General features: G+C 52.9%; 26 protein-coding genes. 16 read left to right on the top strand and 10 right to left on the bottom strand.

The window, feature by feature from the left end:
* Nucleotides 1-46: 46 nt before the first annotated feature.
* From cydD to infA, 4 genes are all read left to right on the top strand, one after another.
* Nucleotides 47-1,816, top strand: coding sequence for a heme ABC transporter permease/ATP-binding protein CydD (gene cydD, locus EH228_RS03345; protein WP_152320272.1), 1,770 nt, complete (start codon nt 47-49; stop codon nt 1,814-1,816).
* Nucleotides 1,813-3,540 carry a heme ABC transporter ATP-binding protein/permease CydC gene (cydC, locus tag EH228_RS03340; RefSeq protein ID WP_152320271.1) on the top strand — a complete coding sequence of 576 codons (1,728 nt, stop codon included), beginning with the start codon at nt 1,813-1,815 and terminating at the stop codon, nt 3,538-3,540. Before cydD ends, cydC begins: the two co-directional genes overlap by 4 nt.
* Before the next feature lie 33 nt (nt 3,541-3,573).
* Entirely contained in the window at nt 3,574-4,272 is a 699-nt protein-coding gene (aat, locus tag EH228_RS03335; protein WP_152320446.1) for a leucyl/phenylalanyl-tRNA--protein transferase, read from the top strand.
* A 351-nt stretch (nt 4,273-4,623) separates the two neighbouring features.
* On the top strand, nt 4,624-4,842 hold the full coding sequence (gene infA / locus EH228_RS03330) for a translation initiation factor IF-1 (RefSeq protein ID WP_002211347.1): 219 nt from the start codon (nt 4,624-4,626) through the stop codon (nt 4,840-4,842).
* A gap of 332 nt (nt 4,843-5,174) precedes the next feature.
* Here the strand turns inward: infA and clpA are convergent, their stop codons facing one another.
* Entirely contained in the window at nt 5,175-7,451 is a 2,277-nt protein-coding gene (clpA, locus tag EH228_RS03325) for an ATP-dependent Clp protease ATP-binding subunit ClpA (RefSeq protein WP_152320270.1), read from the bottom strand.
* A 29-nt stretch (nt 7,452-7,480) separates the two neighbouring features.
* Nucleotides 7,481-7,801 carry an ATP-dependent Clp protease adapter ClpS gene (gene clpS / locus EH228_RS03320; protein WP_152320269.1) on the bottom strand — a complete coding sequence of 107 codons (321 nt, stop codon included), beginning with the start codon at nt 7,799-7,801 and terminating at the stop codon, nt 7,481-7,483.
* 309 nt (nt 7,802-8,110) lie between these two features.
* Between clpS and cspD the strand changes: the two genes are divergently transcribed.
* From cspD to ltaE, 4 genes are all read left to right on the top strand, one after another.
* Nucleotides 8,111-8,338 (top strand): cold shock-like protein CspD, encoded by a 228-nt coding sequence (cspD, locus tag EH228_RS03315; protein ID WP_152320268.1) that lies wholly within the window; start codon nt 8,111-8,113, stop codon nt 8,336-8,338.
* A gap of 338 nt (nt 8,339-8,676) precedes the next feature.
* Complete coding sequence (locus EH228_RS03310) at nt 8,677-9,576, top strand: LysO family transporter (RefSeq protein ID WP_152320267.1); 900 nt, start codon at nt 8,677-8,679, stop codon at nt 9,574-9,576.
* Between the two features lie 133 nt (nt 9,577-9,709).
* Nucleotides 9,710-11,431, top strand: a complete 1,722-nt coding sequence (gene poxB, locus EH228_RS03305; RefSeq protein ID WP_152320266.1) for a ubiquinone-dependent pyruvate dehydrogenase — start codon at nt 9,710-9,712, stop codon at nt 11,429-11,431.
* 65 nt (nt 11,432-11,496) lie between these two features.
* A complete protein-coding gene (ltaE, locus tag EH228_RS03300) occupies nt 11,497-12,501 on the top strand; it encodes a low-specificity L-threonine aldolase (RefSeq protein ID WP_152320265.1) in 1,005 nt (334 codons plus the stop codon).
* Between the two features lie 2 nt (nt 12,502-12,503).
* Here the strand turns inward: ltaE and EH228_RS03295 are convergent, their stop codons facing one another.
* The gene (locus EH228_RS03295) at nt 12,504-13,331 is read right to left on the bottom strand and encodes an N-acetylmuramoyl-L-alanine amidase (protein ID WP_152320264.1); all 828 of its coding nucleotides are present in this window, start codon (nt 13,329-13,331) and stop codon (nt 12,504-12,506) included.
* A complete protein-coding gene (locus EH228_RS03290; protein ID WP_152320263.1) occupies nt 13,331-13,654 on the bottom strand; it encodes a heavy metal-binding domain-containing protein in 324 nt (107 codons plus the stop codon). Before EH228_RS03290 ends, EH228_RS03295 begins: the two co-directional genes overlap by 1 nt.
* 107 nt (nt 13,655-13,761) lie before the next feature.
* Between EH228_RS03290 and EH228_RS03285 the strand changes: the two genes are divergently transcribed.
* The 5 genes from EH228_RS03285 (at nt 13,762) to artM (ending at nt 17,371) form a co-directional block, all read left to right on the top strand.
* Nucleotides 13,762-14,304, top strand: coding sequence for a lipoprotein (locus tag EH228_RS03285; RefSeq protein ID WP_152320262.1), 543 nt, complete (start codon nt 13,762-13,764; stop codon nt 14,302-14,304).
* Nucleotides 14,305-14,503: 199 nt separating this feature from the next.
* Nucleotides 14,504-15,232, top strand: coding sequence for an arginine ABC transporter ATP-binding protein ArtP (artP, locus tag EH228_RS03280; RefSeq protein ID WP_152320261.1), 729 nt, complete (start codon nt 14,504-14,506; stop codon nt 15,230-15,232).
* A 15-nt stretch (nt 15,233-15,247) separates the two neighbouring features.
* A complete protein-coding gene (gene artJ / locus EH228_RS03275; protein ID WP_152320260.1) occupies nt 15,248-15,979 on the top strand; it encodes an arginine ABC transporter substrate-binding protein in 732 nt (243 codons plus the stop codon).
* Nucleotides 15,980-15,986: 7 nt separating this feature from the next.
* Nucleotides 15,987-16,709: an arginine ABC transporter permease ArtQ gene (gene artQ / locus EH228_RS03270; RefSeq protein ID WP_152320259.1), complete on the top strand. Its 723-nt coding sequence runs from the start codon at nt 15,987-15,989 to the stop codon at nt 16,707-16,709.
* The gene (gene artM, locus EH228_RS03265; RefSeq protein WP_152320258.1) at nt 16,703-17,371 is read left to right on the top strand and encodes an arginine ABC transporter permease ArtM; all 669 of its coding nucleotides are present in this window, start codon (nt 16,703-16,705) and stop codon (nt 17,369-17,371) included. Before artQ ends, artM begins: the two co-directional genes overlap by 7 nt.
* Before the next feature lie 23 nt (nt 17,372-17,394).
* Here artM and rlmC read toward each other — a convergent pair whose 3' ends face one another.
* A complete protein-coding gene (gene rlmC, locus EH228_RS03260; protein WP_152320257.1) occupies nt 17,395-18,522 on the bottom strand; it encodes a 23S rRNA (uracil(747)-C(5))-methyltransferase RlmC in 1,128 nt (375 codons plus the stop codon).
* A gap of 56 nt (nt 18,523-18,578) precedes the next feature.
* On the bottom strand, nt 18,579-19,058 hold the full coding sequence (locus EH228_RS03255) for a YbjO family protein (RefSeq protein ID WP_152320256.1): 480 nt from the start codon (nt 19,056-19,058) through the stop codon (nt 18,579-18,581).
* A 331-nt stretch (nt 19,059-19,389) separates the two neighbouring features.
* On the opposite strand from EH228_RS03255, the gene EH228_RS03250 reads away from it, so the two are divergent.
* Genes EH228_RS03250 through EH228_RS03240 form a run of 3 tightly spaced genes read left to right on the top strand, consistent with a single transcriptional unit; the run spans nt 19,390 to nt 21,652 of the window.
* On the top strand, nt 19,390-20,061 hold the full coding sequence (locus tag EH228_RS03250) for a nucleoside recognition domain-containing protein (protein WP_152320255.1): 672 nt from the start codon (nt 19,390-19,392) through the stop codon (nt 20,059-20,061).
* Nucleotides 20,051-20,524: a YjiG family protein gene (locus tag EH228_RS03245; protein ID WP_152320254.1), complete on the top strand. Its 474-nt coding sequence runs from the start codon at nt 20,051-20,053 to the stop codon at nt 20,522-20,524. Before EH228_RS03250 ends, EH228_RS03245 begins: the two co-directional genes overlap by 11 nt.
* Nucleotides 20,525-20,548: 24 nt before the next feature.
* Entirely contained in the window at nt 20,549-21,652 is a 1,104-nt protein-coding gene (locus EH228_RS03240; RefSeq protein WP_152320253.1) for an amidohydrolase, read from the top strand.
* Nucleotides 21,653-21,855: 203 nt separating this feature from the next.
* Here the strand turns inward: EH228_RS03240 and potI are convergent, their stop codons facing one another.
* From potI to potF, 4 genes are all read right to left on the bottom strand, one after another.
* Complete coding sequence (potI, locus tag EH228_RS03235) at nt 21,856-22,701, bottom strand: putrescine ABC transporter permease PotI (protein WP_152320252.1); 846 nt, start codon at nt 22,699-22,701, stop codon at nt 21,856-21,858.
* Nucleotides 22,698-23,660: a putrescine ABC transporter permease PotH gene (gene potH, locus EH228_RS03230; protein ID WP_152320251.1), complete on the bottom strand. Its 963-nt coding sequence runs from the start codon at nt 23,658-23,660 to the stop codon at nt 22,698-22,700. Before potH ends, potI begins: the two co-directional genes overlap by 4 nt.
* A gap of 10 nt (nt 23,661-23,670) precedes the next feature.
* Nucleotides 23,671-24,804, bottom strand: coding sequence for a putrescine ABC transporter ATP-binding subunit PotG (gene potG / locus EH228_RS03225; RefSeq protein ID WP_204902648.1), 1,134 nt, complete (start codon nt 24,802-24,804; stop codon nt 23,671-23,673).
* 109 nt (nt 24,805-24,913) lie between these two features.
* Nucleotides 24,914-26,023, bottom strand: coding sequence for a spermidine/putrescine ABC transporter substrate-binding protein PotF (potF, locus tag EH228_RS03220; protein WP_152320249.1), 1,110 nt, complete (start codon nt 26,021-26,023; stop codon nt 24,914-24,916).
* Nucleotides 26,024-26,125: the final 102 nt, after the last annotated feature.

The following is a 26,125-nucleotide window of genomic DNA, read 5'->3' as shown; positions in this document are numbered from 1 at the left end:
GGCTGTTTCGGTTCCGTATGCGGAACGCCCGAGTCTCTGGTAAGGCATGGATAAATCACGGCAGCAACAATTACTTCGCTGGCTGAAAAGTCAGAGCGGGCCTGGCAAACGCTGGTTACGGATTTCACTGTTTCTGGGGCTATGCAGTGCGCTGCTGATCCTCCTCCAGGCCTGGCTACTGGCCAGTCTGTTACAGTCACTGATTGTTGAGCACCTTTCTCGCACCATGTTGATCCCTCAATTTATGCTGCTCTTCGGCTGTTTTGTTCTGCGTGCGCTACTGGTCTGGCTGCGCGAAAAAGCCGGCTTCGAGTATGGTAAAACCATCAGGCAGACACTGCGCCGGACAGTGCTTGACCGACTTGAGGTTCTCGGCGCGGCGTGGATCCAGGGAAAACCAGCCGGAAGTTGGGCCACTTTGCTACTGGAACAAATTGAAGACATGCAGGATTATTACTCACGCTATCAGCCCCAGATGCTGCTGGCGGTTATTATCCCCTGCGTTATCCTGTTAGCCCTGTTTCCGGTGAACTGGGCAGCCGCACTGATTCTGCTGGCTACGGCGCCGCTGATCCCGCTGTTTATGGCCCTGGTCGGTATGGGCGCTGCCGATGCCAATCGCCGTAATTTTCAGGCGCTGGCGCGACTCAGCGGGCATTTCCTCGATCGTCTGCGTGGGCTGGATACACTGCGACTGTTTCACCGTGCGGAAGCTGAAACGGGTCAAATCCGCGCAGCCTCGACCGATTTTCGTCAACGCACTATGGAGGTGTTACGACTCGCTTTCCTTTCCTCCGCCGTCCTGGAATTTTTCGCCTCGCTTTCCATTGCAGTCGTCGCTGTTTACTTTGGTTTCTCCTATCTCGGCGAATTGAACTTCGGTCATTACGGCAGCGGCATCACCCTATTTGCCGGTTTCCTTGCGCTGATCCTCGCCCCTGAATTTTTCCTGCCACTGCGGGATCTTGGCACCTTTTATCACGCGAAAGCACAGGCTGTCGGGGGAGCGGATGCACTGGAAGTCTTTCTGACTGAAACCACCGAGTTGACAGTACAGCATGGCGAACAAAAGCCGGATTTCCACAACGGTCTGACCCTTATCGCCGAAGAGTTGCGAATTGTCTCTCCTCAGGGAACTGTGCTGGCTGGCCCATTGAACTTTAGCGTGAGACCCGGTCAGAGGATTGCTTTGGTGGGTCAAAGCGGCGCAGGGAAAACGTCGCTGCTCAATGTTATCCTGGGTAACCTGCCCTATCAGGGTTCACTGCAGGTGAACGGGGTGGAACTCCGTGATATTCAGCAAGAATACTGGCAACAGCAGTTGGCCTGGGTCGGGCAAAACCCTCATCTGCCGGCGCCCACGCTGGGTGAAAATATCGCCCTGAACGGTAGCCGCGATACGGAAAAATTACAGCAGATTTGCGAGACTGCTGGCGTCTCTGAATTCCTGCCATTACTGCCCCAGGGACTGGAAAGTGACATTGGCGAACAGGCAGCCAACCTCTCGGTAGGACAGGCTCAACGTATTGCTGTCGCCAGGGCGTTATATAAACCCTGCAAACTGCTGTTGCTGGATGAGCCCGGTGCAAGTCTGGACAGCCACAGCGAACATCATGTCAATCAGGCATTGCAGACGGCCTCTCACCAGCAAAGTACACTCCTCATCACCCACCAGCTCAGCCAACTCGCTCAGTGGGATGAGATCTGGTTGATGCGTAACGGTAACATTATTCAGCAAGGCAGCTATCAGCAGCTTTTGCACACTACAGGCGCTTTTGCTGAGCTGGTCTCCCGGCGTCAGGAGGTGGTTGAATGAAAATACTACTGCCCTTTTTAGCTCTTTACCGTCGTCATTTCTGGCGCCTGACGTTAGGAGTGATACTGGCGGTAATGACCTTACTGGCCAGTATCGGGCTGCTGACGTTATCCGGCTGGTTCCTGGCGGCTTCGTCGCTGGCCGGTATCGCGGGTTTATACAGCTTCAACTATATGTTGCCCGCGGCAGGTGTCCGCGGCGCGGCGATCATCCGTACCGTTGCTCGTTATTTTGAGCGCCTGGTCAGCCATGACGGTACCTTCCGGGTACTTGAACATCTGCGCGTATTTACCTTCAGCAAGCTAATGCCGCTTTCTCCTGCCGGACTGGCTGGCTTTCGCCAGGGCGACCTGCTCAACAGACTGGTGGCGGATGTGGATACCCTTGATCATCTGTATCTGCGCATCATTTCGCCGTTGATCGGGGCTCTGGCCGTTATTCTGGCGGTGTCAGTCGGCCTCAGTTGGCTCGACTGGCAACTGGCCCTGGCCCTGGGAGGGTTGCTGCTCCTGACGCTGTTGCTGCTACCTCCGTTCTTTTATGGCATGGGGCGTCCAACTGGTGCGGCGCTGAGCCGACTGCAGGCGCAGTATCGCGACCAGCTTACCGGCTGGTTGCAAGGTCAGACCGAGCTGAAACTGTATGGCGCCGCATCCCGCTTTCGACATTGTCTGGACGATACTGAAACGCAATGGCAAGAGGCTCAACGCGCTCAGGCAAGCCTTGGCGGGCTTTCTCAGGCTTTACTGCTGCTGATCAGCGGTTTTACTTTGGTGCTCATACTCTGGCTCTGTACGGGCGGAACAGGCAGCGAAACACAGCCCGACGCATTGATTGCCCTGTTCGTATTCTGCACCCTTGCCGCTTTTGAAGCTCTGGCGCCAGTGGGCGGCGCATTTCTACACCTCGGACAGGTGATGGCTTCCGCACAACGGGTGAGCCAAATCATGAGTCAACAACCTGCCGTCAGCTTTCCCAGTGCGATGCCCCCCATCGCTCAGGGGGCTCAACTGACCTTGCGTGATGTAACATTCAGCTATGAACGCGGCAGAACCACGTTGCAGAAGATCTCACTGACCCTCAATGCCGGTGAACATATCGCGCTGCTCGGACGAACCGGTTGCGGCAAGTCCACCCTGCTCCAACTGTTAACCCGCGCCTGGGATGTTGATAGCGGTGAAATCATCCTGAACGGTCAGCCGATAAAACACTGGGATGAACCGTCATTACGGGCCATGACCAGCGTGGTGACTCAACGAGTGCATTTATTCAGCAATACGCTAAGAGAAAACCTGCGCCTGGCCTCAGCGGAGAGCGATGATGAACAATTGGTTGCCGTCCTGCACCAGGTTGGGCTGGAAGGATTGCTGGACAACGATCAGGGATTGAACGCCTGGTTAGGTGAAGGTGGCCGTCAGCTCTCAGGAGGCGAGTTACGGCGCCTGGGGCTGGCTCGCGCCCTGCTTCATGGGGGATCCTTGCTGTTGCTGGATGAACCAACGGAAGGGTTGGATGCCGAAACCGAACAGCAAATCCTCGCGCTGTTACAGCAAGTGGCACAGAACAGAACGCTGGTGATGGTGACGCATCGTCTGCAAGGGCTGCATTACTTTGATAAAATCTGCATAATGGACAACGGCAGCATTATCGAGCAGGGAAATCACGCTGAATTAATCGCCAAACGAGGCCGTTACTGGTATTTTCACCAGCAGCTTGCGCTATAGTGCAAAGGCACACATTTGCCAGAGATATTCGCCATGCGTCTGGTCCAGCTTTCCGAATCACTGAATTTCCCCCCGCCAGAAATGGCGCTACGGGAACCTAATGGGTTGCTGGCAATGGGCGGTGACCTCAGTCCTCCGCGACTACTCGCGGCCTATTACCGTGGTATATTCCCGTGGTTTTCTCCCGGCGACCCGATCCTTTGGTGGTCTCCCGATCCTCGTGCGGTACTCTATCCGCAGAAATTTCATCTTAGTCGCAGCATGAGGCGCTTTCATCAGCGTTCACCCTATGTCGTCACCATGAATCAGAACTTTTATCAGGTGATCGAAGGCTGCGCCAGCGATCGCCAGGAAGGCACCTGGATAACCCATGAAGTTAAACGCGCCTGGCTAACGTTGTTTGAGGCAGGTCATGCGCAATCAATCGAAGTCTGGTTTGGCAACGAGCTGGTCGGTGGCATGTACGGGTTAGCACTGGGACAAATTTTCTGTGGCGAGTCGATGTTCAGCCGCCGCGAAAATGCCTCAAAGACGGCACTGCTGGTATTCAGCCGTTATTTTCAGCAGCAGGGCGGCAAGTTAATCGATTGTCAGATACTGAATCCACATACCGCCTCACTTGGCGCGGAAGAAATTGCCAGATCTGATTATCTGCAACAGATAGATTCACTGGCACATCAACCACTGGCGACAGGCTGCTGGCGGCAACAGATCCTTTTTGAGGCGATTTAACGATGTTTTCCACGCAACCGTGAATAACAATGGTATAATATGCGCGTTTGGTATGTCGTCCGCCCTTCGCCTCTGGTTACTGGCGAGCCGGGATTGGCCTGGCTGGGAATATTAACGCACTTCGTCTTTCGGTTTTCATTACGCGCAGGAGCGAATGCAGACCCGCTCTTAGCCCGCTTATCCCCACGCTGACGTCATTACTCTACTCAGTTTTAAGTTAGAGCACCTCTGCGCAGAGCGCGTACAGAGGTGTTGATGCTGGTGAAATCACCAACAATTCTTTACATAATACTTGAAATTCGGCATTATCTTGCCGGTTCAAAACTAAGGTTGTAACCCCCAGAGGATTCGATGGCCAAAGAAGACAATATTGAAATGCAAGGTACCGTACTGGATACGTTGCCTAACACCATGTTCCGCGTTGAGTTAGAAAATGGACACGTGGTTACCGCTCACATCTCCGGTAAAATGCGCAAAAACTATATCCGCATCCTGACGGGCGACAAAGTCACTGTAGAGCTGACCCCGTACGACCTGAGCAAAGGCCGCATTGTCTTCCGTAGTCGCTAATTATACCCATCATCCTTCAAGTTGCAGGTACGCTGGCTGTGTTCAGTCACCCGAATCACTTACCTGAGTAAGCTCATCGAGCGCCTGCCACTTGCCGCATGGTCCGCTCGTCGAAGCTGGCTCAGGTTGCTGTTCAGAAATGCTTCCTGCATTTTTGTCCTGTAACTTGAATGAATCAGGGTATGATTATCAATTAATTGTGCTGCCGCTGATACCGCGCAGTCCCATAAAAAAGGCCGCATAAGATGACTATGCGGCCTTTCGCGTTTCTTTCTGTCCATCATCTTCCAGCCCCTTAAAGGGAGGAATCTGCTGGACATCCGTTGATTTTATTAATGGACTGTGCCTGCGGTTTTACGTTTCTCGGCGCTGAGGAAATGGTAGACCAGCTCGTTCTTCTCTTTATCAAGAGCGACCGAAACCGATCCGCCATCCACCAAGGAACCAAACAATAGTTCGTTCGCCAGCGGTTTCTTCAGGTTTTCCTGCACCGTTCGCGCCATTGGGCGGGCTCCCATCGCCTTGTCATAACCTTTATCTGCCAGCCAGTCGCGGGCTTCATCGCTGACTTCCAGCGACACGCCCTTCGCATCCAGCTGTGCCTGCAGTTCGACAATAAACTTGTCCACCACCTGATGAATCACCTCGGTATCAAGGTGTTTGAACCAGATAATATTATCGAGTCGGTTACGGAACTCCGGCGTAAAGATCTTCTTGATCTCTTCCATGGCATCAGTGCTGTTATCCTGCTGGATCAAACCAATCGATTTTCGCTCGGTTTCCCGCACGCCGGCGTTAGTGGTCATCACCACGACCACATTACGGAAATCGGCTTTACGACCGTTATTATCCGTCAGCATACCGTTATCCATCACCTGTAGCAGAAGGTTAAACACGTCCGGATGCGCTTTCTCAATCTCATCAAGCAACACCACAGCATGCGGGTGTTTTATCACCGCATCGGTCAACAACCCACCCTGATCAAAACCAACATAGCCTGGAGGTGCGCCAATCAGACGGCTCACGGTGTGGCGTTCCATATACTCGGACATATCAAAGCGCAGCAGTTCAATACCCAACGCTTTCGCCAGTTGGACAGTCACCTCGGTTTTCCCGACACCGGTAGGCCCGGCAAACAGAAAAGAACCGACAGGTTTACGCTCCTGTCCCAGACCAGCACGGCTCATCTTAATCGCTTCAGTTAATGCCTCGATCGCATTATCCTGACCAAACACCAGCATTTTCAGACGATCGCCGAGGGTTTTCAGCGTATCACGATCAGTCGCGGATACGCTCTTCTCTGGAATACGCGCAATGCGGGCCACCACAGATTCGATATCAGCCACATTCACCGTTTTCTTACGCTTGCTGACCGGCATCAGACGCGCACGAGCCCCCGCCTCATCAATGACATCAATCGCCTTATCCGGCAGATGACGATCATTGATGTATTTTACCGCCAGCTCTACGGCGGCACGCACCGCTTTCGCGGTATAACGCACATCGTGATGCGCTTCGTATTTCGGCTTCAGACCGTTAAGGATCTGCACCGTTTCGTCGACGGAAGGCTCCGTGATATCAATCTTCTGGAAACGGCGCGCCAGCGCGCGATCTTTCTCAAAGATATTACTGAACTCCTGATAGGTGGTGGACCCCATCACCCGGATTTTCCCACTGGAGAGCAGTGGCTTAATCAGATTAGCGGCATCCACCTGACCGCCGGAAGCGGCGCCTGCACCGATGATCGTATGGATTTCATCAATAAACAGAATGCTGCTGCTGTCCTGCTCCAGTTGTTTGAGCAACGCCTTAAAACGTTTTTCGAAATCACCGCGGTATTTGGTGCCAGCCAGCAGTGAACCGATGTCTAACGCATAAATCGTCGCATCCTGCATCACCTCAGGCACGTCACCCTGGACGATACGCCAGGCCAACCCCTCCGCAATCGCGGTTTTTCCCACGCCGGACTCACCAACCAGCAACGGATTGTTCTTACGGCGGCGACACAGCACCTGAATAGTTCGCTCCAACTCTTTATCGCGCCCGATCAGCGGGTCAATGCCGCCCACGCGAGCAAGCTGATTCAGATTGGTGGTGAAGTTCTCCATACGTTCCTCCCCGCCGGCTTGCTCTTCGTTAACTGGGTTTTCTGCACCTGGCGCCTGGCCCGGCTCATCTTTGCGTGTGCCGTGGGAAATGAAATTCACCACGTCAAGACGGCTGACTTCATGCTTACGCAGCAGATAAGCCGCCTGTGATTCCTGCTCACTGAAAATAGCGACCAGCACATTGGCGCCCGCCACTTCACTGCGCCCCGATGACTGCACATGGAACACGGCACGTTGCAAAACGCGTTGAAAGCTAAGTGTTGGCTGAGTGTCGCGCTCTTCTTCACTGACCGGCAAGACCGGGGTAGTTTGTTCGATGAAGGCTTCGAGCTCCTGTCGAAGAACCACGATATCAACCGTGCAGGCTTCCAGTGCCTCTCTGGCCGATGGGTTACTGAGCAATGCCAGTAACAAATGCTCGACGGTCATAAACTCATGTCGGTGCTCACGCGCTCTGGCGAAAGCCATGTTTAAACTGAGTTCCAGTTCTTGATTGAGCATAGGCACCTCCCCCAATAAATCGCCCTCATTCAGGCTTTTTCTAGCGTACACAGCAACGGATGCTCATTCTCCCGAGCGTACTTATTTACATGAGCGACTTTGGTCTCTGCCACTTCGGCAGTGAAAACACCGCAGACCGCCTTTCCCTGGTAGTGGACCGCAAGCATCAGTTGCGTTGCACGTTCAACATCATAAGAAAAGAACTTTTGCAATACGTCAATAACAAATTCCATGGGTGTATAGTCATCATTGTTCAAAATGACCTTATACATCGAAGGTGGCTTGAGCTCTTCACGGAGTTTATCATCTGCAAGATGTTCAAAGTTAAGCCAATCGTTAGTGTTTCCCATACGTATCCGCTATATGAAAACGTTGCTTACCCGCATCAGCTAACATTACTGAGAGTTAAGTTTAACACGCCCTATAAATACTGGTCAGCGCCGATGAATTTTTGCTACAAATCGCAGCCATGAGACTTCCATCACAAAATTGGCAATAGCGTTAACTACCTCAAATTTTGCCGTTTTTTTCTCCGCCCTGACGCTCAATCACTTGACGCTCTATACCATTTCTCTACAGTACAGACATTAAGCTGAATACGTTTTAACCAGCTTAAATTCACCTCACTCATTCGAACAGATTGCGAGGGATATAAAAGCATGAAGACGGGTACTGTTAAATGGTTCAATAATGCCAAGGGTTTCGGCTTTATCTGTCCTGTCGGTGGCGGCGAGGACATCTTCGCCCACTACTCTACCATCCAGATGGAAGGTTACAGAACGCTGAAAGCCGGGCAGCAAGTCCAGTTTGATGTGCACCAGGGACCAAAAGGCAATCATGCCAGCCTTATTGTTCCAGTGGGAACCACAATGGCAGTCAGTGCCTGACCTTTCCTGCACTCATTCTGACCAACCCTGGTGTAAAATGCCAGTCGTCCCAACTGGCATTTTTATTAACAATAGTAAGATTGGGTTGCCTTGTCATTTTTCAAGTCAATTGAATGTGTCATTAATATGCTGCGTATTCATTGGAATGGGCAGACTTTACCGGTTAGTACGCTGATAACCCCCTGAAAATCCTTGTCTGGATGTTCAAACTCCAGGAAGTCCCGGGAGATAAGCTCCCCCTCGTCTTACCCGCTAAATCCCGGCCTGAACATCGCTTTACTCAAAGTGAAATTTTCGTCAGGATAACGTCTTCCCTTTTTCCACGGACGAACCGTTTCATGTATTCAGGATTACTGATCATTCTTGTGCCGCTTATTGTCGGCTATTCGTTACCGGCCAAAAGCCGCTTTCTACAAAAGTTGGTGAATAAATTACTCAGTTGGATGGTGTATGTGATCCTGTTTTTTATGGGGATCAGCCTGGCTTTTCTCGACAATCTGGCTACCAACCTGCAGGCGATCTTCTATTATTGTCTGATCAGCGCTGCCTGCATACTGATCTGTAATCTGCTGGCTCTGCGTCTGCTGGAATGCCGCCACCCATGGCATCATAATCACCACCAGGAGTCGCTGCCTTCCCGGCTGCATATGGCACTGGAATCCCTCAAGCTTTGTGGCGTGGTGGTTGCTGGTTTTGTAACGGGTCTCAGCCACTGGCCCCCACTGAAACACGCCTCTGAAGCCAGCAATTACGCACTGCTATTACTGCTTTTTCTGGTCGGGCTGCAATTGCGCGGCAGTCGCATGACGTTACAGCAGATAATCCTCAACCGCCGTGGCCTGATGGTCTCACTGGTGGTTCTGATGAGTGCGTTGTTCGGCGGAATAATCGCCGCACTGGTGCTGGATTTTCCGCTGAAAACCGGGCTGGCGCTGGCTTCGGGCTTTGGCTGGTATTCCCTTTCAGGCATTCTGATGAGCGAATCGTTTGGCCCGGTGATCGGCAGTGCCGCCTTTTTTAACGATCTGTTACGCGAGTTGCTGGCGATTATGCTGATCCCGGCGCTGATTACTCACCACCGCTCCAGTGCACTCGGCCTGTGTGGTGCAACCTCGATGGACTTCACGTTGCCCGTGTTGCAACGCAGCGGCGGCATGGAGATGGTCCCTGCAGCTATCGTGCATGGCTTTCTGCTCAGTCTGGCTGCACCTCTCCTTATCGCGCTATTCTCCTCCTGAATGCCCCGGCAGCCACTGCGCGCTGCCCGTCACCGCATTTTTCACCACGGCTATTCCCGGTCTTCTCGCCGCCTTCGACTATGCTTTCCCCGTTAGTTTTAAATTGGGATAAGAATGGAAAAAGGAGTACAACATGAAGCAAACCGTAGCCACTCTGGTGGCGAAAACATTAGAAAATGCAGGCGTCAAGCGCATTTGGGGTGTAACCGGTGACTCACTTAACGGCCTGAGTGACAGTTTAAATCGCATGGGGACTATCGAATGGATGCCGACCCGACACGAAGAAGTCGCCGCTTTCGCCGCCGGTGCGGAAGCGCAAATCAGCGGCGAACTGGCGGTATGCGCGGGGTCCTGCGGGCCAGGTAACCTGCATCTGATTAACGGACTGTTTGACTGCCACCGCAATAACGTTCCGGTGCTGGCCATTGCTGCACATATTCCTTCCAGTGAGATTGGCAGCGGCTACTTCCAGGAGACTCATCCACAAACATTGTTTAAGGAATGCAGCCACTACTGCGAGCTGGTTTCCAATCCTGAACAACTGCCGCAAGTATTGGGGATAGCCATGCGTAGCGCAATCCTGCATCGCGGCGTGTCGGTGGTGGTTTTACCCGGTGATGTGGCTCTGAAGCCCGCACCGGAAGAAGCCCGCGCTGACTGGTATCCCCCTCAGTTTCCGGTGATTCAGCCAACGACCGCTGAGCTGGCAAAGCTGGCCGCGCTCCTGAATGAATCACAGAATATCACCCTGATGTGTGGCAGTGGTTGTGCCGGTGCGCATGACGAAGTGGTCAGGTTGGCGCAAACCCTGAAAGCGCCAGTGGTTCATGCTTTACGCGGCAAAGAATATGTTGAATACGATAACCCTTATGACGTTGGTATGACCGGCCTGATCGGCTTCTCTTCTGGCTATCACGCCATGCTGAATGCCAGTACTCTGGTGTTGCTGGGGACACGCTTCCCATATCGCGCGTTTTACCCGACAGGGGCAAAAATCATCCAAATCGATCTCAATCCCGTCAGTATTGCAGCCCACTGTCATGTCGATATGGCACTGATTGGCGATATCAAAGCCACACTGGCCGCCCTGTTGCCGTTATTAGCAGTAAAACAGGAACGCGACTTTCTCGATAAAGCACTGGAACATTACGCGGATGCCCGCAAAGGCCTTGATGAACTGGCGACCGCCAATGACAAACAACCCATTCATCCACAGTATCTCGCACAACGACTCAGTCTGTATGCTGACGATGACGCAATCTTTACCTGCGACGTGGGAACACCGACGGTCTGGGCCGCACGTTACCTGAAAATGAACGGCAGACGTCGCCTGCTTGGTTCGTTCAATCATGGTTCAATGGCTAACGCCATGCCTCAGGCGCTGGGCGCACAAGCAATTGACCGCCAGCGACAAGTTATCGCCATGTGTGGCGATGGCGGGTTCAGTATGTTGATGGGAGATTTTCTCTCCGTCGCCCAGTTGAAACTGCCGGTTAAGCTGGTGGTGTTTAACAATAGCGTGCTGGGTTTCGTGGCGATGGAAATGAAAGCGGGGGGATATCTGACCGATGGTACTGAGCTCCAGAACCCGAACTTTGCCGATATCGCTAACGCTTGTGGCGTAAAAGGCATTCGTGTTGAGCGAGCTTCTGAACTGGATTCCGCTCTCCAGCAGGCCCTGGCGTACGATGGCCCGGCGCTGATAGATGTGGTGACAGCCGGAACAGAACTGGCGATGCCGCCGCAAATAAAAATGGAGCAAGCCAGAGGCTTCAGCCTCTATATGCTGCGCGCCATTATTAATGGACGCGGCGATGAAGTCGTCGAACTGGCAAAAACCAACTGGCTGCGGTAAAACATGTTGCAGTCTTTTTTATTTTACGGACGCCCCTGCGTCCGTTTTCTTCAGAGGGCATGACCGTGATCGATTTACGCAGTGATACAGTAACCCGTCCGAGTGCCGCCATGTTGTCTGCTATGATGGCGGCTGAAACCGGCGATGACGTGTATGGCGATGATCCCACGGTCAACGCCCTTGAAGCGAAAGTAGCCAGACTCAGCGCCAAAGAAGCGGCGCTGTTTCTGCCGACAGGGACCCAGGCTAATCTGGTTGCCCTGCTCAGTCACTGCCAGCGTGGTGAAGAATACATTGTCGGTCAGCAGGCGCATAACTACAAATATGAAGCCGGCGGTGCCGCGGTATTAGGCAGTATTCAACCGCAACCTGTCGATGCGGACGCAGACGGCACCCTGCCACTGGATGTTATCGCGCAGTTTATCAAGCCCGACGATTTCCACTTCGCCATGACCCGCCTACTCAGCCTTGAAAATACCCATCAGGGTAAAGTCCTGCCGCTGAGTTACCTGGAACAGGCCTGGCATTTCACCCGGGAACGCCAACTGGCGTTACACATCGATGGCGCACGAATTTTCAATGCTGCCGTGGCACTGAGCGTCAATCTGGATGCGCTCACCCGCTATTGCGACACACTGACCCTCTGTCTGTCAAAAGGCCTGGGGACGCCGGTGGGCTCAATGCTGTGCGGCAGTGCGGAATATATCCAGCGTGCACGGCGCTGGCGGAAAATGACCGGAGGCGCGATGCGTCAGTCGGGCATTCTCGCCGCCGCAGGTCTTTATGCGCTGGATAACCATGTAGCCCGACTCCAGGACGACCACGACAACGCCGCCTGGTTAGCCAGCCAACTAAAAATGATTGGTATGGACGTTATCAGTCAGAATACCAACATGGTTTTTGTGCGCTTACCGGAGGATCAAACCGCCCCGCTGAAAAAGTGGATGCATGAAAAAGGTATTCTGCTCAATACCGCTCGCGTCACCCGGCTGGTCACGCATCTGGATGTTGATCGTCAGGCGCTGGAAACCCTGGTGGCTGAATGGCGGTCGTTTTTAGCCAATCAGTAAAGTCAGAAAGCCGCGCCATATTTCTCAAGCAACGCCCCGGCAATGGCTTCGCTTTGCGCATCCGCCAGGCCGCGATAATCCGCCGGGCGAAAGTGCATCTGAAATGCTGCAATCACTTGTTGTTGCTGCTTTGGCGTCATCCCCGGCGTAACTTCATAGCCATAGCGCGCCAGCAAATTAAGCAAATGAGTAGGGTCAGTTCGTTGATCTGGCGCTCTCCCGGCCAGAAAATACCTCACGCGGTCCGTATCTGGCCAGGCGCCAATCCCATGCTCATACAACCAGTACCACGGAAACATCGGTCCCGGATCCTGCTTACGCTGCGGCGCAATATCACTGTGCCCAACCACATCCTGCGGTTGAATATTGTAACGCGTGACGATATCGCGCATCAGCGGCAACAACGCGGCCATCTGCTGTGAATTAAACGGATACCACATGACCCCGGTCGCCGTATGCCTGTAGCCCTGATTTTCCAGTTCAATACCTATTGAAGTATCATTCAACCGTGTCGCACCTCGCCAGAAACTGAACCCGGCATGCCAGGCAAGTTGAGATTCCGGCACCAGACGCAGCACGACCGGCTTATTGCCCTGCCCCTGCGGTTTCGCCGGGATCAAATAATGCGCGCTGACCTCACGCCCCGTCAGGATCGCCAGCGAATGGGGTAAATCCTCAGAAGTGTAGTGAATCACCAGCACCTTGACCCGTGGCCGCGCACCATACGCCGGATGGCGTGTATCCACCACGTAGCCATCATACTTCTCCAGCCCGGATGACACACAACCACTGAGCAGTATCGCCACTGCCAGAGCGAGCAGCAGACGCATCAGCGTTGGGTTTTAACTGCGGTGCCGCTGACGCTGACCATCAGCATACTGCTGTCTTTACCTACGGTTTCATAGTCGATATCAATACCAACTACCGCATTAGCCCCCAACGCTTTTGCCTGCTCTTCCAGCTCAGCAAAAGCAATCTGCCGCGCCTTGCGCAGTTCTTTCTCATAAGCCCCCGAGCGGCCACCGACAATGTCACGAATACCGGCAAAAAAATCGCGGAAAATATTGGCACCAAGGATAGCCTCACCAGTCACCACACCACAGTATTCAGTGATGGGCTGGCCTTCGAGGGTCGGAGTGGTTGAAAATTGCATCGATTTTTCTCCTTAAATGGTTCTTTCCAGGGGGAGCCCTTGTGGTTAAGCTGGGCGGCTATACTTTATGCTAAAAAACGCCATCCAGAAACAATAAGGATATCAAGATGAAATACCAAGCGATTGCTGCACTGGCACCATTAGCGCTATTGCTCAGTGCCTGTACCACTGTTCAACCTGCCTATAAGGACATCGGTACCCGTGCGAGTCCATGTATAGATGGCGGTCCGGATACTGTCGCACAACAGTTTTATGATCTGCGCATCAATCAACCTTCTCAGGGTCTGCCGAATGCCCAACTGTTGGCAAAATATCGCCCTTATCTGAGCGACAAACTGTATCAGACCTTGTTGAAAGCCAGCAGCGAACACAACAAAGAGGTCGCGCTGTCGCAAGGTGACCTGTTTTCCAGCCTGCCGGCCGGTCCCTCCTCCGCCAAAGTGGCAGACGCGTCAACGATCCCGAATACCGACGCGCGAAATATTCCGCTGCGGGTCAGTCTAAGCCGGGATGGTAGCTCGTCAGTTAAATGGCAGGATGAAGTGTTAATGGTACGGGAAGGAACGTGTTGGGCTGTGGACGATGTCCGCTACCTCGCTCCCACCCCGCACATTGATGGCGGTTCTCTTAGCCAGCGTCTGCTGAAGTAATGTTCAGGTTCGTGCTCTCAGCTGAGGCCACGAACCAGCATTTCCACGGCTCTCCTGTGGCTATACCGTCCAACTTCCACGATATTATGCTGCTCTTCACGTTATCAACCATGCTTTCATGAATTTTCATGGCGATGATTGCATAACTATGTCGCCAACGTTAAAATTCGCAGCACTAATTACTATTCAATATTTGCGCATGAGTATTCAACTTAACGCTATTAATTGCTTTTATGGCGCCCACCAGGCGTTGTTCGATATTCAACTGGCGTGCCCTGAGGGTGAAACGTTGGTGTTGCTGGGTCCAAGTGGTGCCGGTAAAAGCTCTCTCCTGCGCGTGCTGAACCTGCTGGAGATGCCGCGTTCCGGCACACTGGCTATCGCTGGTCATCATTTTGATTTCAGCCAACCCCCTTCCGCTCCCGCGATCCGCGAACTGCGTCAGAACGTTGGCATGGTCTTTCAGCAATATAATCTCTGGCCGCACCTGAGCGTCATGCAAAACCTGATTGAAGCGCCTTGCCGTGTGCTGGGGCTGAATAAAGACCTGGCGTACGCTCGCGCGGAAAAATTGCTTGATCGCCTGCGCCTGACCACCTTTGCCGATCGTTTTCCACTGCATCTTTCCGGTGGTCAACAGCAACGTGTCGCTATCGCCCGTGCGCTGATGATGGAACCGGCCGTATTGCTGTTCGATGAACCCACTGCTGCACTGGATCCGGAAATCACTGCGCAGATCGTGTCAATTATTCAGGAACTCGCCCAGACTCATATCACTCAGGTTATCGTGACCCATGAAGTGGAAGTGGCACGAAAAACCGCCAGCCGCGTGGTATACATGGAAAACGGTTATGTTGTCGAACAGGGCGACGCCAGCCACTTTACACAGCCGCAAACCGACGCGTTTGCCAATTATTTATCGCACTAATTGCAGGATATAATGATGAAAAAATTCGTACTTGCTGCGTTGTTAGCCGGCTTAAGTTTGAGCGTCAGCGCCGCGCAGACGATCCGTTTCGCTACTGAGGCCTCTTATCCGCCGTTTGAGTTTGTTGGCGCTGACAACAAAATTCAGGGGTTTGATGTCGATCTGGCTAATGCCTTGTGCCACGAAATGAACGCCTCCTGCACCTTTACCAACCAGTCTTTTGACAGCCTGATCCCCAGTCTGAAATTCCGCCGCTTCGACGCGGTGATGGCCGGAATGGACATCACGCCTGAACGCGAAAAGCAGGTTCTGTTCACCAAGGCCTACTACGACAATTCCGCGCTGTTTATCGCCCAGAAAGGCAAAGTAGACTCGGTTGAGGCGCTGAAAGGCAAACGTGTTGGCGTACAGAACGGCACCACACACCAGAAATACCTGACGGACAAAATGAGCGGGGTCAGTATCGTGCCTTATGACAGCTACCAGAACGCGATCCTTGATTTGAAAAACGGCCGAATCGATGCGGTCTTCGGCGACACCGCCGTCGTCAATGAATGGTTAAAACAGAACGCCAGTCTGGCCCCTGTCGGTGAGAAAGTGACCGACAAATCCTACTTTGGCACCGGTCTGGGTATTGCCGTTCGTCAGGGTAACAGCGAGCTACAGAGCCAGTTCAATGCGGCGCTGGACAAAGTGAAAGCGGATGGTACCTACCAAACCATCTATAAAAAATGGTTCCAGCAGTAAATTCTGAATGAGCGAATTTTATCCTCTTGCAAGCGCCGCTGGGATGACCGTCGGCCTTGCCGTTTCGGCCCTGGTCGTGGGCCTGATACTGGCAATGGTTTTTGCCGTCATGGAATCAGCTCGCTGGCGACCTGTCGCGTGGCTTGCCACCGCTCTGGTGACGCTATTTCGCGGCCTGCCGGAAATCCTCGTGGTGCTTTTTGTCTATTTCGGCGCCTCGCAGCTGCTGCTGACTCTGTCCGATGGATTCACGATTAACCTGGGGCTGGTGACAATCCCGATAAAAATGACCATCGAGAATTTTGACGTCAGTCCGTTTCTTTGCGGGGTTATCGCGCTGTCGCTCCTCTATGCGTCTTATGCTTCGCAGACACTACGCGGCGCGCTGAAAGCCGTACCAATGGGGCAGTGGGAGTCGGGCCAGGCGCTGGGAATGAAGACCCCGGCGATTTTCTTTCGCCTGATCCTACCGCAGATGTGGCGCCATGCGTTGCCCGGTCTCGGTAATCAGTGGCTGGTGTTGCTGAAAGATACAGCGCTGGTTTCACTGATTAGCGTTAACGACATCATGCTGCAGACCAAAAGTATCGCCACCCGTACCCAGGAACCGTTTACCTGGTACATGATTGCCGCAGCAATTTACCTGGTGATTACCTTGCTCAGTCAGCAGGTTCTGAAACGGATTGATGCGCATACCACCCGATTTGAGCAGGGAAATAACGGATGCTGAGCTATTTACCTGAACTACTGAAAGGGCTGCATACCAGTCTGACGTTGACCGGCGCTTCATTGATTTTGGCGTTATTGCTCTCGCTGCTGTTTACAGTGCTCCTGGCGCTTAAAGTTCCGGTGTTGAGACTGATCGTACGCGGTTATATCACCCTGTTTACCGGCACCCCCCTGCTGGTGCAAATCTTCCTGATCTACTACGGGCCGGGACAATTCCCGTCAATTCAGTCGATCCCATGGCTGTGGCATTTTCTCTCCCAACCGTGGCTGTGCGCGCTGTTGGCGCTGGCGCTGAACAGCGCGGCCTATACCACACAGCTATTTTATGGTGCGGTACGGGCAATCCCTGCCGGCCAGTGGCAATCCTGTGCCGCGCTGGGGATGAACCGTAAAGACACCTTAAGCATTCTGCTGCCGTATGCGTTCAAACGCGCCCTCTCCTCCTATTCAAACGAGGTGGTACTGGTGTTTAAAAGCACCTCGCTGGCTTATACCATCACGCTGATGGAAGTGATGGGACATGGGCAGTTGCTGTATGGGCGGACCTATGACGTCACGGTGTTTGCCGCCGCCGGGCTGATTTACCTGTGCGTTAATGGCCTGTTGACGCTGATCATGCGCTTAATTGAACGTCGTGCGCTGGCTTTCGAACGTCGCCACTGATAAACCCGCGAAAATAGCGCCGCTTAGCGGCGCCTTAACAACGTCAGTACTTCACTGTGGGCAGTGTGCGGAAACATATCGAACAGTTGTACTTTTTCCACGGTGTAATCCGCCATTCGGGCGATATCACTGGCCATGGTTTGCGCATTGCAACTGGAATAGAGGATCCACGCGGGCGACATGTTGCTGAGGTAGTGGCAAAGCTGGGCGCCAATGCCCCGCCGAGGAGGATTGACCAGCACCAAATCGGGTACCGTAGTTTCACCCGTGGCAAACATGGTCGAATCCAGGGCGGCAAAATGTACCTTATCCTTCCCCATCGCCGCTGCCGATCGTCTGGCACAAGCAATCGCTTCAGCATTGATTTCGATACCGGTTAAACTGATTTCTTTAGTGGCGCAATGCAAACCGAAGCCTCCTACGCCACAGAACAAATCCCACATGCTGTTTACACCAAGTTCGCTAACCCACTGACGCGCGGTCGCATACAACGCTGCCGCCACCACAGGATTGGTCTGGAAGAAACTTTGCGGACGGATCCACAGCGGCACATCATTCAACTGTTCGGGCAACGCCTGATTTTCCGTCAGCGGGATCTCTTCTTCCCCTTCAAGAATCGCCATATGAACCGGCTGGATATTGGCGGATACGACGCTCAGTTGAGGTAACTGCTGCTGTAAAGTTGGCAACGCCCGTATCAATTGTGCCAGCTTCTGTTTTGAGCGCAGCACGAAACGCAACATCAGCTCGCCGTTACGGGTACTTTCTGTCAACAGGATAAATTTCAGCTCACCCCGCTGGCGGGCGACGTTATACGGCGTCAAACCGGCCTGGGCAATAAAGGGCTTCAGCCGGGCAAAAACATCAGCGAAACTGGCGGGATAAAGTGGACAGTCACAGAGATCGACCGGATGACCATCACGGTGCATGATGCCCAGTACCGGGCGCTCAACGCTGCCACTAACCACCATTTTAGCCTTGTTGCGAAACGCCTGCTCAGGCGATGTCACCGGGGAAAACCACTGCCCAACAGCCTGCTCCGCCAGCAGTTGACGAAGCTGTTCCTGCTTATTTTCAAGCTGACGGGAATAAGGAATATCCAGCCACTGGCAGGAACGACAGCGGTTGGCATCATAGAGGGCGCAGTACATGTGACAGATGATTGTTCCGTTTTCCAAAAGCGGGCGGCGATTGTATCACTGTGCGTTTAACGTTGCCGAAAAAATTCCCGGCTACTGGCAGGAACAAACAGTAATAACAGAATCAGCAAATCGGGTAATGTCAGGGAAACAAGCCGGGGAATAATACGGGCGTTATTGCCGCTACTAATATTGAACAATTCCGGATAAACCCAGCCCATTGAAGCCATAAACAGATAAAACACCACGATCGCCTGCGCGAAAGCATAGCCCAACCGTCCCCAACGGTGACCCTGCATCAGGGCCAGTGCACAGCGTAATTGAACAAAGAACAGCAACTGGCTGGCAATAAAGATCAACGTCGAGTCCCAGGCCCGGGCGCTGCGATAGACAAAGCTCATCAGTTCACTTAATCCCAGCTCGTGCATCTGCAAGCCAACCCCGATACAGCGAACAGCAATGATACCAATCCCCGCAACCATAACGGGTACTGGAATAGCCGGGGATGAGGACAGGACCACTTTATGTTCTCGCAGCATCTCTGACATGGCTTCCTCCTGCTAATGCCCTATGGTAGTGCAACTGCGCTGCCATGGCATTTTTGCTCCCGGCTTCCGCCACCATGAAAGAAAGGCCAGGATAATAAATAAGCAGTAAAATGAAACGATAATTTTTTTTGGGCACCTTACAAACCGTCAATACAGGTTTATTCCGTTCATTCTCAGCACTATCACTTTATTTCCCTGTTCTGGCACGATCCCTGCTAATCACTCTTTGCAATAGCAATACATTATTTTTAGCGTATTGTGGAGAATATTTCCACTATCCGGAAATTTTTATCAACGTTATTAGCATTCAGCTTTATTCAGGGAGTTTTACATGATGCAAAAAGAAAAATTCGTCCCCACTGAACATCACACCACAGGCATTGGCGCCTGGCTCGCGCTTATTGTGGCTCTGTTGTTTTTCTCCGGTTTATTCTTTAAGGTTGATGGTTTCAAATGGCTGGGAGCCTTCGATTTCACTACCCTGGCCGGGAAATTTGGCAGTCTGAAAGATGCTGCGCACAGCACCTTTGTCGGTGAAGGCGGAGTGGGGGCTAAAGGGGGGTTTTTGTTTGCCCTGTCGCTGGTTCCGACGGTCATGCTGGCACTGGGGCTTCTGGAAATTTTCACCCATTATGGCGCGATCCGCGCCGCGCATAAATTACTCACGCCACTACTGAAACCCCTGTTAGGGATCCCCGGCCACTGTGGTCTGGCCTTAATAACCGATCTGCAAAGTACTGATGCTGGCGCGGCATTAACGAAAGAGTTGTACGACGAGAAACAGATCAGCAAAAAAGATGTCATCATTATGGCTGCCTGGCAATATTCCGGCGCGGGGCTAATCAATAACTACTTTGCGATTGGATCCGCCTTATTTATTTCACTTTCATTACCCGTATTGATTCCTCTGCTGGTCATGTTCGTGCTGAAATTTGTCGGTGCCGCGTTTGTCCGATTGATGCTGAATACCTTCTATAAAGGAGATTTCCAGCATGCAGAATAAACCTCAGGGTGTGTTGTCCCAAAATCCTTTCGATATTTTTGTCATCGGGGCACGTAAAGGTTTCCATATTGCCATTCATAATTTAATGCCAAATGTGGTGATGGCGTATGTCATCGCCGAAATGCTAAATTTGCTGGGTGTGATGTCTTGGGTAGGAAAAATCTTTGCCCCGGTGATGGGGGTGTTTGGCCTGCCGGGAGAGGCCATCACCGTGCTGCTCACCGCCTGGCTCTCTTCCTCCGCCGGCACTGGCGTAGCGGTGAGCCTGCTGGCCAGAGGCGCACTAACCGGTACTGATATTACTATCCTGACACCCGCGATTTTTTTGATGGGAGCCCAGTTGCAGTATATGGGTCGCCTGCTCGGTGTGTCGGATGTCCCAAAGAAATACTGGCCGCTACTGATGTTGACCAGCATCCTCAACGCGATTATCGCCATGCTGGTGATGCGCTTTATTGCCTGATAACGGCTAAATGGAGAGCTTAACGTGTTAAACGTTTTGGAACATTACGCTTACCTGCACACTATCCCGGAACTGGGTTTCCAGGAATTTAAAACCTCCGCCTATATCAGCCAGCAGCTAAAAGCCGCCGGTTATCAGGTGCAGGATAATTTTAACGCCACCACGGGGATCGTAGCCGTACTCGACAGCGGCGTTGCTGGCCCAACACTGGCGCTACGGGCCGATATGGACGCGCTGGGCCATATTATCAACGGCGAACCTTGCGCCCGCCACACCTGCGGACACGATGGCCACGCTTCGGTGGTCCTGACCGCCGCGCAGGAACTGATCGCCGAAGGGGCAGTGAAAAAAGGCCGCCTGAAGTTAATTTTCCAGCCAGCAGAAGAGTTAGGCACCGGTGCGCTGGCGATGATTGCCGGCGAGGCAATTGATGATGTCGATATGATCCTCGGCTTCCACCTCCGCCCAGCGGAAGAGTGCGCGGTGGGGACCGCCATTCCCGCCGTGTATTACTCAGCCTGCGTAACCATTGAAGCCACCGTTCGCGGACAGACTGCGCATGGCGCGCGTCCACACTTGGGGATTAACGCCCTGGATGCGGCAAGCAGTGCGGTCCAGGCCGTGAATGCGGTGCATATGGCGCCGGGTAAGAGCTGGAGCGCCAAAGCGACGCGCTTCCTGTGCGATGCCGGCGTAACCAACTCAATTCCCGATGAAGCACGCGTGGTGTTCGATCTGCGCGCAGCGGAAAATCAGGATATGGACATCTTGCAGGCGAAAGTGGAGCAGGCGATCCGGCACAGCGTCGCGGCCTACGGCGCAAACGCGGAAATCCAGGTGCTGAAGTCAATGCCGGCGGCGGAAATTGATGATGAAATGACCACGCTGATCGCTGATTCGATCAAAGACGTTCTGGGGGAAGCCGCCGTAATGCCGGTACGTTCCACACCAGGCAGCGAAGACTTCTTCCACTATGCCGTGCAGCGTCCACAGATCAAATCAGGGTTCTGGGGGTTGGGAACCGGTCTGGTGCCAGGCCTGCATCACCCGGATATGCATTTTGATCTGAACTCGCTGCCAATAGGCATTAAGATATTCAAAGCCTGCGTAGTGAAGGTGCTGGGATAATCGTCTTCCCCTGGACGCTGTTGTCCCCTTTGGCGCAGCAAGATGGGTGCTTGCAGTATGGAGCCCCCTCCCAGATCCCCAAATGCACAGCGTCCCTGATCAGGTCTACCTTACCGGCGCCGATCTACTGCGCCGGTTTTCACTTCACCGCCACCGCGCCATAAAGTGGATTTAACCTCGTCCGTGTGACCAACGCCCTACCCTCAGTGCCCGCTCCAAACCTTCTGCCGGTCCTTCAGCCGCTGTTTCTCCTCGTGGGCCATCAACCGCCAGGCAATAAACCCAACGATGCCTACCACAAACAAAATCAGCGAAGCCAACGCGTTAATCTCCGGATTCACCCCTCGTCGCACGGTAGCGAAGATCTGCATTGGCAAGGTCGTCGCGCCAGGTCCGGTGACAAAGCTGGCAATCACCAGATCATCCAGCGACAGCGTGAAGGCCAGCAACCACCCCGTCACCATCGCGGGAGCAATCATTGGTACGGTGATAACAAAGAACACCTTCAGCGGCGTCGCGCCCAGATCCATCGCCGCTTCTTCAATCGAGTTATCCAGCTCGCGTAATCTGGCGTTAATCACTACCGCGACATACGCCGTGCAGAAGGTCACATGCGCCAGCCAGATGGTTAACATGCCGCGATCTGCTGGCCAGCCCAGAGCATTCCCCATCGCCACAAATAACAGCAACAGCGACAAACCGGTTATTACATCCGGCATCACCAGCGGCGCGGTCAGCATAAAGGCAAAACCGGTCGAACCTTTAAAACGGCCAAAACGCACCATCGCCACCGCGGCGATAGTGCCGAGTACGGAGGCTGCCGTAGCCGCCAGCGCCGCGATACTCAGACTCAGCGTCACTGCGCTTATCATCGCATCATCATGGAACAGCACGTTATACCAGTGCAGGGAGAAATGCTCCCATGCCGCCAGTTGCGATGCGTTAAAGGAGTAAAACACCAGTAACACCATGGGCGCATACAAAAAGAAAAAACACACCACCAAAATAGCCATACGCCACGGCGAACGAATAGTCGGCAACGAGGTCATTCCTTCTCCCCTATCGTTTTATTCTGATACTTATGGAACCAGATAATCGGCAGGATCAGGATCAGCAGGATAATCACCGCCAGTGCTGAGGCGACCGGCCAGTCACGGTTATTGAAGAACTCCTGCCATAACACACGGCCAATCATAATACTGTCCGGACCGCCCAGTAATTCAGGTATAACGTACTCCCCAACCGCCGGAATAAACACCAACATAGACCCCGCGATAATCCCCCCTTTGGTCAGTGGCACAATCACCCGAAAGAACGTTTTCAACGGACGCGCGCCCAAATCCAGCGAGGCTTCCACTAACGAATAATCAATACGTGTCAGGGCGGTGTAAATGGGCAATACCATAAACGGTAGATAGCAGTACACAATGCCGATATACACCGCCAGATTGGTATACAGAATCGTTACCGGATGATCGATTATCCCCGTCCACAACAGAAAACGATTAAGCACCCCATTATCATTGAGGATCCCCATCCACGCGTAAACGCGCACCAGGAAGGATGTCCACGATGGCAGGATAACCAACAGCAGCAAGATATTGCGCGTAGAGGGGGGACTATGCGCTATCGCCCATGCCAGCGGATAACCAATCAACAGACAAATCACCGTTGAAATAGCCGCCACCTGCAACGAATGCAGATACGCATCGATATACAGTGGATCGTCGGTCAGCGTCAGATAATTGCCCAGATTAACCACCATCGTCAGCTCGCCATCCGCCCATTTGAGCAAATCAGTATAAGGCGGGATAGCGCGGGCGATATCAGCAAAGCTGATTTTCAGCACGATCAAAAACGGCAGCAGGAACAACAGGATCAACCAGAGATAAGGTAACGCGATGACCAGTTTACGGCCATGTCTACGCTGTAACCGCCGCAGGAAAGAGTGAAGCGGCCCCGACAGACGGCCTGGCGGTTCAGTCGTATTTGAAGAATGCGGGTTCATAACGCCTCCACTACACCGTCAACACCACGCAACTGTCCGCGTCCCAACAGAGACGAACTTCATCTCCCCAGGTCGGCGTCCCCTTGCGAAAGCGATGGGCATTCTGCAACTGAGCGCTGATCATCAGACCGCTGGGCAGACGCACATGATAAATCGACAAATCGCCGAGATAGGCAATATGCACCACTTCTCCTACCGCAAAATTACAGCCATCAGCCGGCTTGTCTGTGCACAACATGACCTTTTCCGGACGCAGCGCCACATGCACCGGCACGCCATCGATGACGGAGGTATCAGCATCCACCTTCAGCGGATGAATAAGTCCCGGGCTGTCGACGATCAGCCCATCGGCCTGACGTTCACGCAGCAGGCCTTCAAACAGATTCACCGAACCAATAAATTCAGCGCTGTAGCGCGTCGTCGGGTGTTCGTAAATTTCTTCCGGTTCGCCAATCTGCACAAACTTACCGCGATTCATGATAGCAATACGGCCAGCCATGGTCATTGCCTCCTCCTGGTCATGCGTCACCATCACACAGGTGGCCCCCACTCGTTCAAGGATATCGACCACTTCCAGTTGCATCCGGTCACGCAGTTTTTTATCCAGCGCGCCCATGGGCTCATCCAGTAGCAGCAGCTTTGGCCGCTTGGCCAGACTACGCGCCAGCGCCACACGTTGACGTTGACCGCCTGAAAGCTGATGCGGCTTACGTTTGGCATATTCCTGCATGTGGACCAGGGCCAGCATCTCTGCTACGCGGCTGCTAATCTCACTTTTCGACAAACGGTCCTGTTTCAAACCAAACGCGATATTCTGCTCAACCGTCAGATGCGGAAACAGAGCGTAGGACTGAAACATCATATTAATTGGACGCTGGTAAGGCGGCACGTGGGCAAGATCCTGGCCATCAAGCATAATCTGTCCTGATGTCGGTGGTTCAAAACCAGCCAGCATCCGCAGTAGGGTAGATTTCCCACAGCCAGAAGCGCCCAGCAACGCAAAAATCTCACCTTTATAGATGGTCAGGTTGACATCATCAACCGCATGCTGCCCATCAAAAGACTTGGTCAGATTGCGGATTTCCAGCAGCGGCGTTAATGCCTTACCTGCTTTTTGCTGCGGTCGGGGGATCGCGTCGCTCACTTCCATCACTCTCCGGCGTTTAACTGTCAGCCATGTCGTAAAAAAACAAAACAGAGGCCAGGTCAGGCACCTCTGTTATTCAGTCAAAAAAGAGTCAGACTCTTTTCAGTTACTTGCCACTCTTAACTTTAGTCCATGCACGTGTACGCACCCGATCGAGTTTCGGATCCTGCACTTTCAACACAAACAATTTCGCCATGGTATCGGGTGGCGGGAAGATGCCAGGGTTGTTACGAATATCAGCCTTAATAAAAGGTAATGAAGCCTTATTACCGTTGGCATAGAACATCTTGTCAGAAATATCCGCGATCACTTTGGGTTCCATCAAATAGTTGAGGAACTGATAGGCTTCATCAACATTTTTGGCATCTTTCGGGATTGCCAACATATCGAAGAACGCCAGTGCCCCTTCTTTCGGGATGCTGTAGGCAATATTCACGCCATTTTTTGCTTCAATCGCACGGTTCTTCGCCTGTAGCACGTCCCCCGCCCAACCGATCGCCACACAAATGTTACCATTAGCCAAATCGTTGATGTACTGGGAAGAATGAAAATAACGAATGTTTGGACGCAACTTCAGCAGCAAATCAGTCGCCGCAGTGGAATAATCTTGTGGATTGCTGCTGTTAGGATCTTTGCCCAGGTAATTCAGTACCGTCGCAAAAATTTCTTCCGGCGCATCAAGGAAAGACACTCCGCAGCTCTTCAGCTTTTCAAGATTCTCCGGCTTCAGCACCAAATCCCAACTGTTGACCGGCGCATCTTTGCCCAGCACGGCTTTTACTTTATCTACGTTATAGCCGATCCCCGTCGTCGCCCACAGATACGGGATGGCATATTTATTACCGGGATCGTGCTGCTCTAACTTTTTCAGCAGATCAGGATCAAGATTCTTGTAATTAGGCAGCTTACTCTTATCCAGCGGCTGAAATACCCCTGACTGCAATTGTCGGGCGAGGAAACTGGAAGATGGCACGACAATGTCATACCCCGTGCTGCCCGCCATCAGTTTGCCTTCCAACACTTCGTTGGAATCAAATACGTCGTACACGACGTGAATACCGGTCTGTTTTTCAAAATTCGGTACGGTATCCGGTGATATATAATCTGACCAGTTATAAACATGCAGCGTCTTATCAGCCGCTATTGAGCCAGCGGAAATTGCCATCAGAATCCCAGCAGCCATAGCTGACAACCATTTTTTATTTTGGTTGAACATCGTTCCCCATCCTCACTAAAAGAGATAATTACGCCTTGTCATGACAGCGGATCTGTTAAGACCTCATATAGCCAACATCATTCGGGTTACAGGCGCAAAACG

This window comes from Erwinia endophytica (assembly GCF_009295515.1).
Classification (GTDB): Bacteria; Pseudomonadota; Gammaproteobacteria; order Enterobacterales; family Enterobacteriaceae; genus Erwinia; species Erwinia endophytica.
The sequence above is the reverse complement of the archived record's forward strand: the minus strand, read 5'-3'. Positions and strand labels throughout refer to the sequence as shown.

Coding starts and splice junctions, on each gene's coding strand:
- cydD (WP_152320272.1), top strand. CDS start 47: ATGGATAAATCACGGCAGCAACAATTACTTCGCTGGCTGAAAAGTCAG.
- cydC (WP_152320271.1), top strand. CDS start 1,813: ATGAAAATACTACTGCCCTTTTTAGCTCTTTACCGTCGTCATTTCTGG.
- aat (WP_152320446.1), top strand. CDS start 3,574: ATGCGTCTGGTCCAGCTTTCCGAATCACTGAATTTCCCCCCGCCAGAA.
- infA (WP_002211347.1), top strand. CDS start 4,624: ATGGCCAAAGAAGACAATATTGAAATGCAAGGTACCGTACTGGATACG.
- clpA (WP_152320270.1), bottom strand. CDS start 7,451: ATGCTCAATCAAGAACTGGAACTCAGTTTAAACATGGCTTTCGCCAGA.
- clpS (WP_152320269.1), bottom strand. CDS start 7,801: ATGGGAAACACTAACGATTGGCTTAACTTTGAACATCTTGCAGATGAT.
- cspD (WP_152320268.1), top strand. CDS start 8,111: ATGAAGACGGGTACTGTTAAATGGTTCAATAATGCCAAGGGTTTCGGC.
- EH228_RS03310 (WP_152320267.1), top strand. CDS start 8,677: ATGTATTCAGGATTACTGATCATTCTTGTGCCGCTTATTGTCGGCTAT.
- poxB (WP_152320266.1), top strand. CDS start 9,710: ATGAAGCAAACCGTAGCCACTCTGGTGGCGAAAACATTAGAAAATGCA.
- EH228_RS03295 (WP_152320264.1), bottom strand. CDS start 13,331: ATGCGTCTGCTGCTCGCTCTGGCAGTGGCGATACTGCTCAGTGGTTGT.
- EH228_RS03290 (WP_152320263.1), bottom strand. CDS start 13,654: ATGCAATTTTCAACCACTCCGACCCTCGAAGGCCAGCCCATCACTGAA.
- EH228_RS03285 (WP_152320262.1), top strand. CDS start 13,762: ATGAAATACCAAGCGATTGCTGCACTGGCACCATTAGCGCTATTGCTC.
- artP (WP_152320261.1), top strand. CDS start 14,504: ATGAGTATTCAACTTAACGCTATTAATTGCTTTTATGGCGCCCACCAG.
- artJ (WP_152320260.1), top strand. CDS start 15,248: ATGAAAAAATTCGTACTTGCTGCGTTGTTAGCCGGCTTAAGTTTGAGC.
- artQ (WP_152320259.1), top strand. CDS start 15,987: ATGAGCGAATTTTATCCTCTTGCAAGCGCCGCTGGGATGACCGTCGGC.
- artM (WP_152320258.1), top strand. CDS start 16,703: ATGCTGAGCTATTTACCTGAACTACTGAAAGGGCTGCATACCAGTCTG.
- rlmC (WP_152320257.1), bottom strand. CDS start 18,522: ATGTACTGCGCCCTCTATGATGCCAACCGCTGTCGTTCCTGCCAGTGG.
- EH228_RS03255 (WP_152320256.1), bottom strand. CDS start 19,058: ATGTCAGAGATGCTGCGAGAACATAAAGTGGTCCTGTCCTCATCCCCG.
- EH228_RS03250 (WP_152320255.1), top strand. CDS start 19,390: ATGATGCAAAAAGAAAAATTCGTCCCCACTGAACATCACACCACAGGC.
- EH228_RS03245 (WP_152320254.1), top strand. CDS start 20,051: ATGCAGAATAAACCTCAGGGTGTGTTGTCCCAAAATCCTTTCGATATT.
- potI (WP_152320252.1), bottom strand. CDS start 22,701: ATGACCTCGTTGCCGACTATTCGTTCGCCGTGGCGTATGGCTATTTTG.
- potH (WP_152320251.1), bottom strand. CDS start 23,660: ATGAACCCGCATTCTTCAAATACGACTGAACCGCCAGGCCGTCTGTCG.
- potF (WP_152320249.1), bottom strand. CDS start 26,023: ATGTTCAACCAAAATAAAAAATGGTTGTCAGCTATGGCTGCTGGGATT.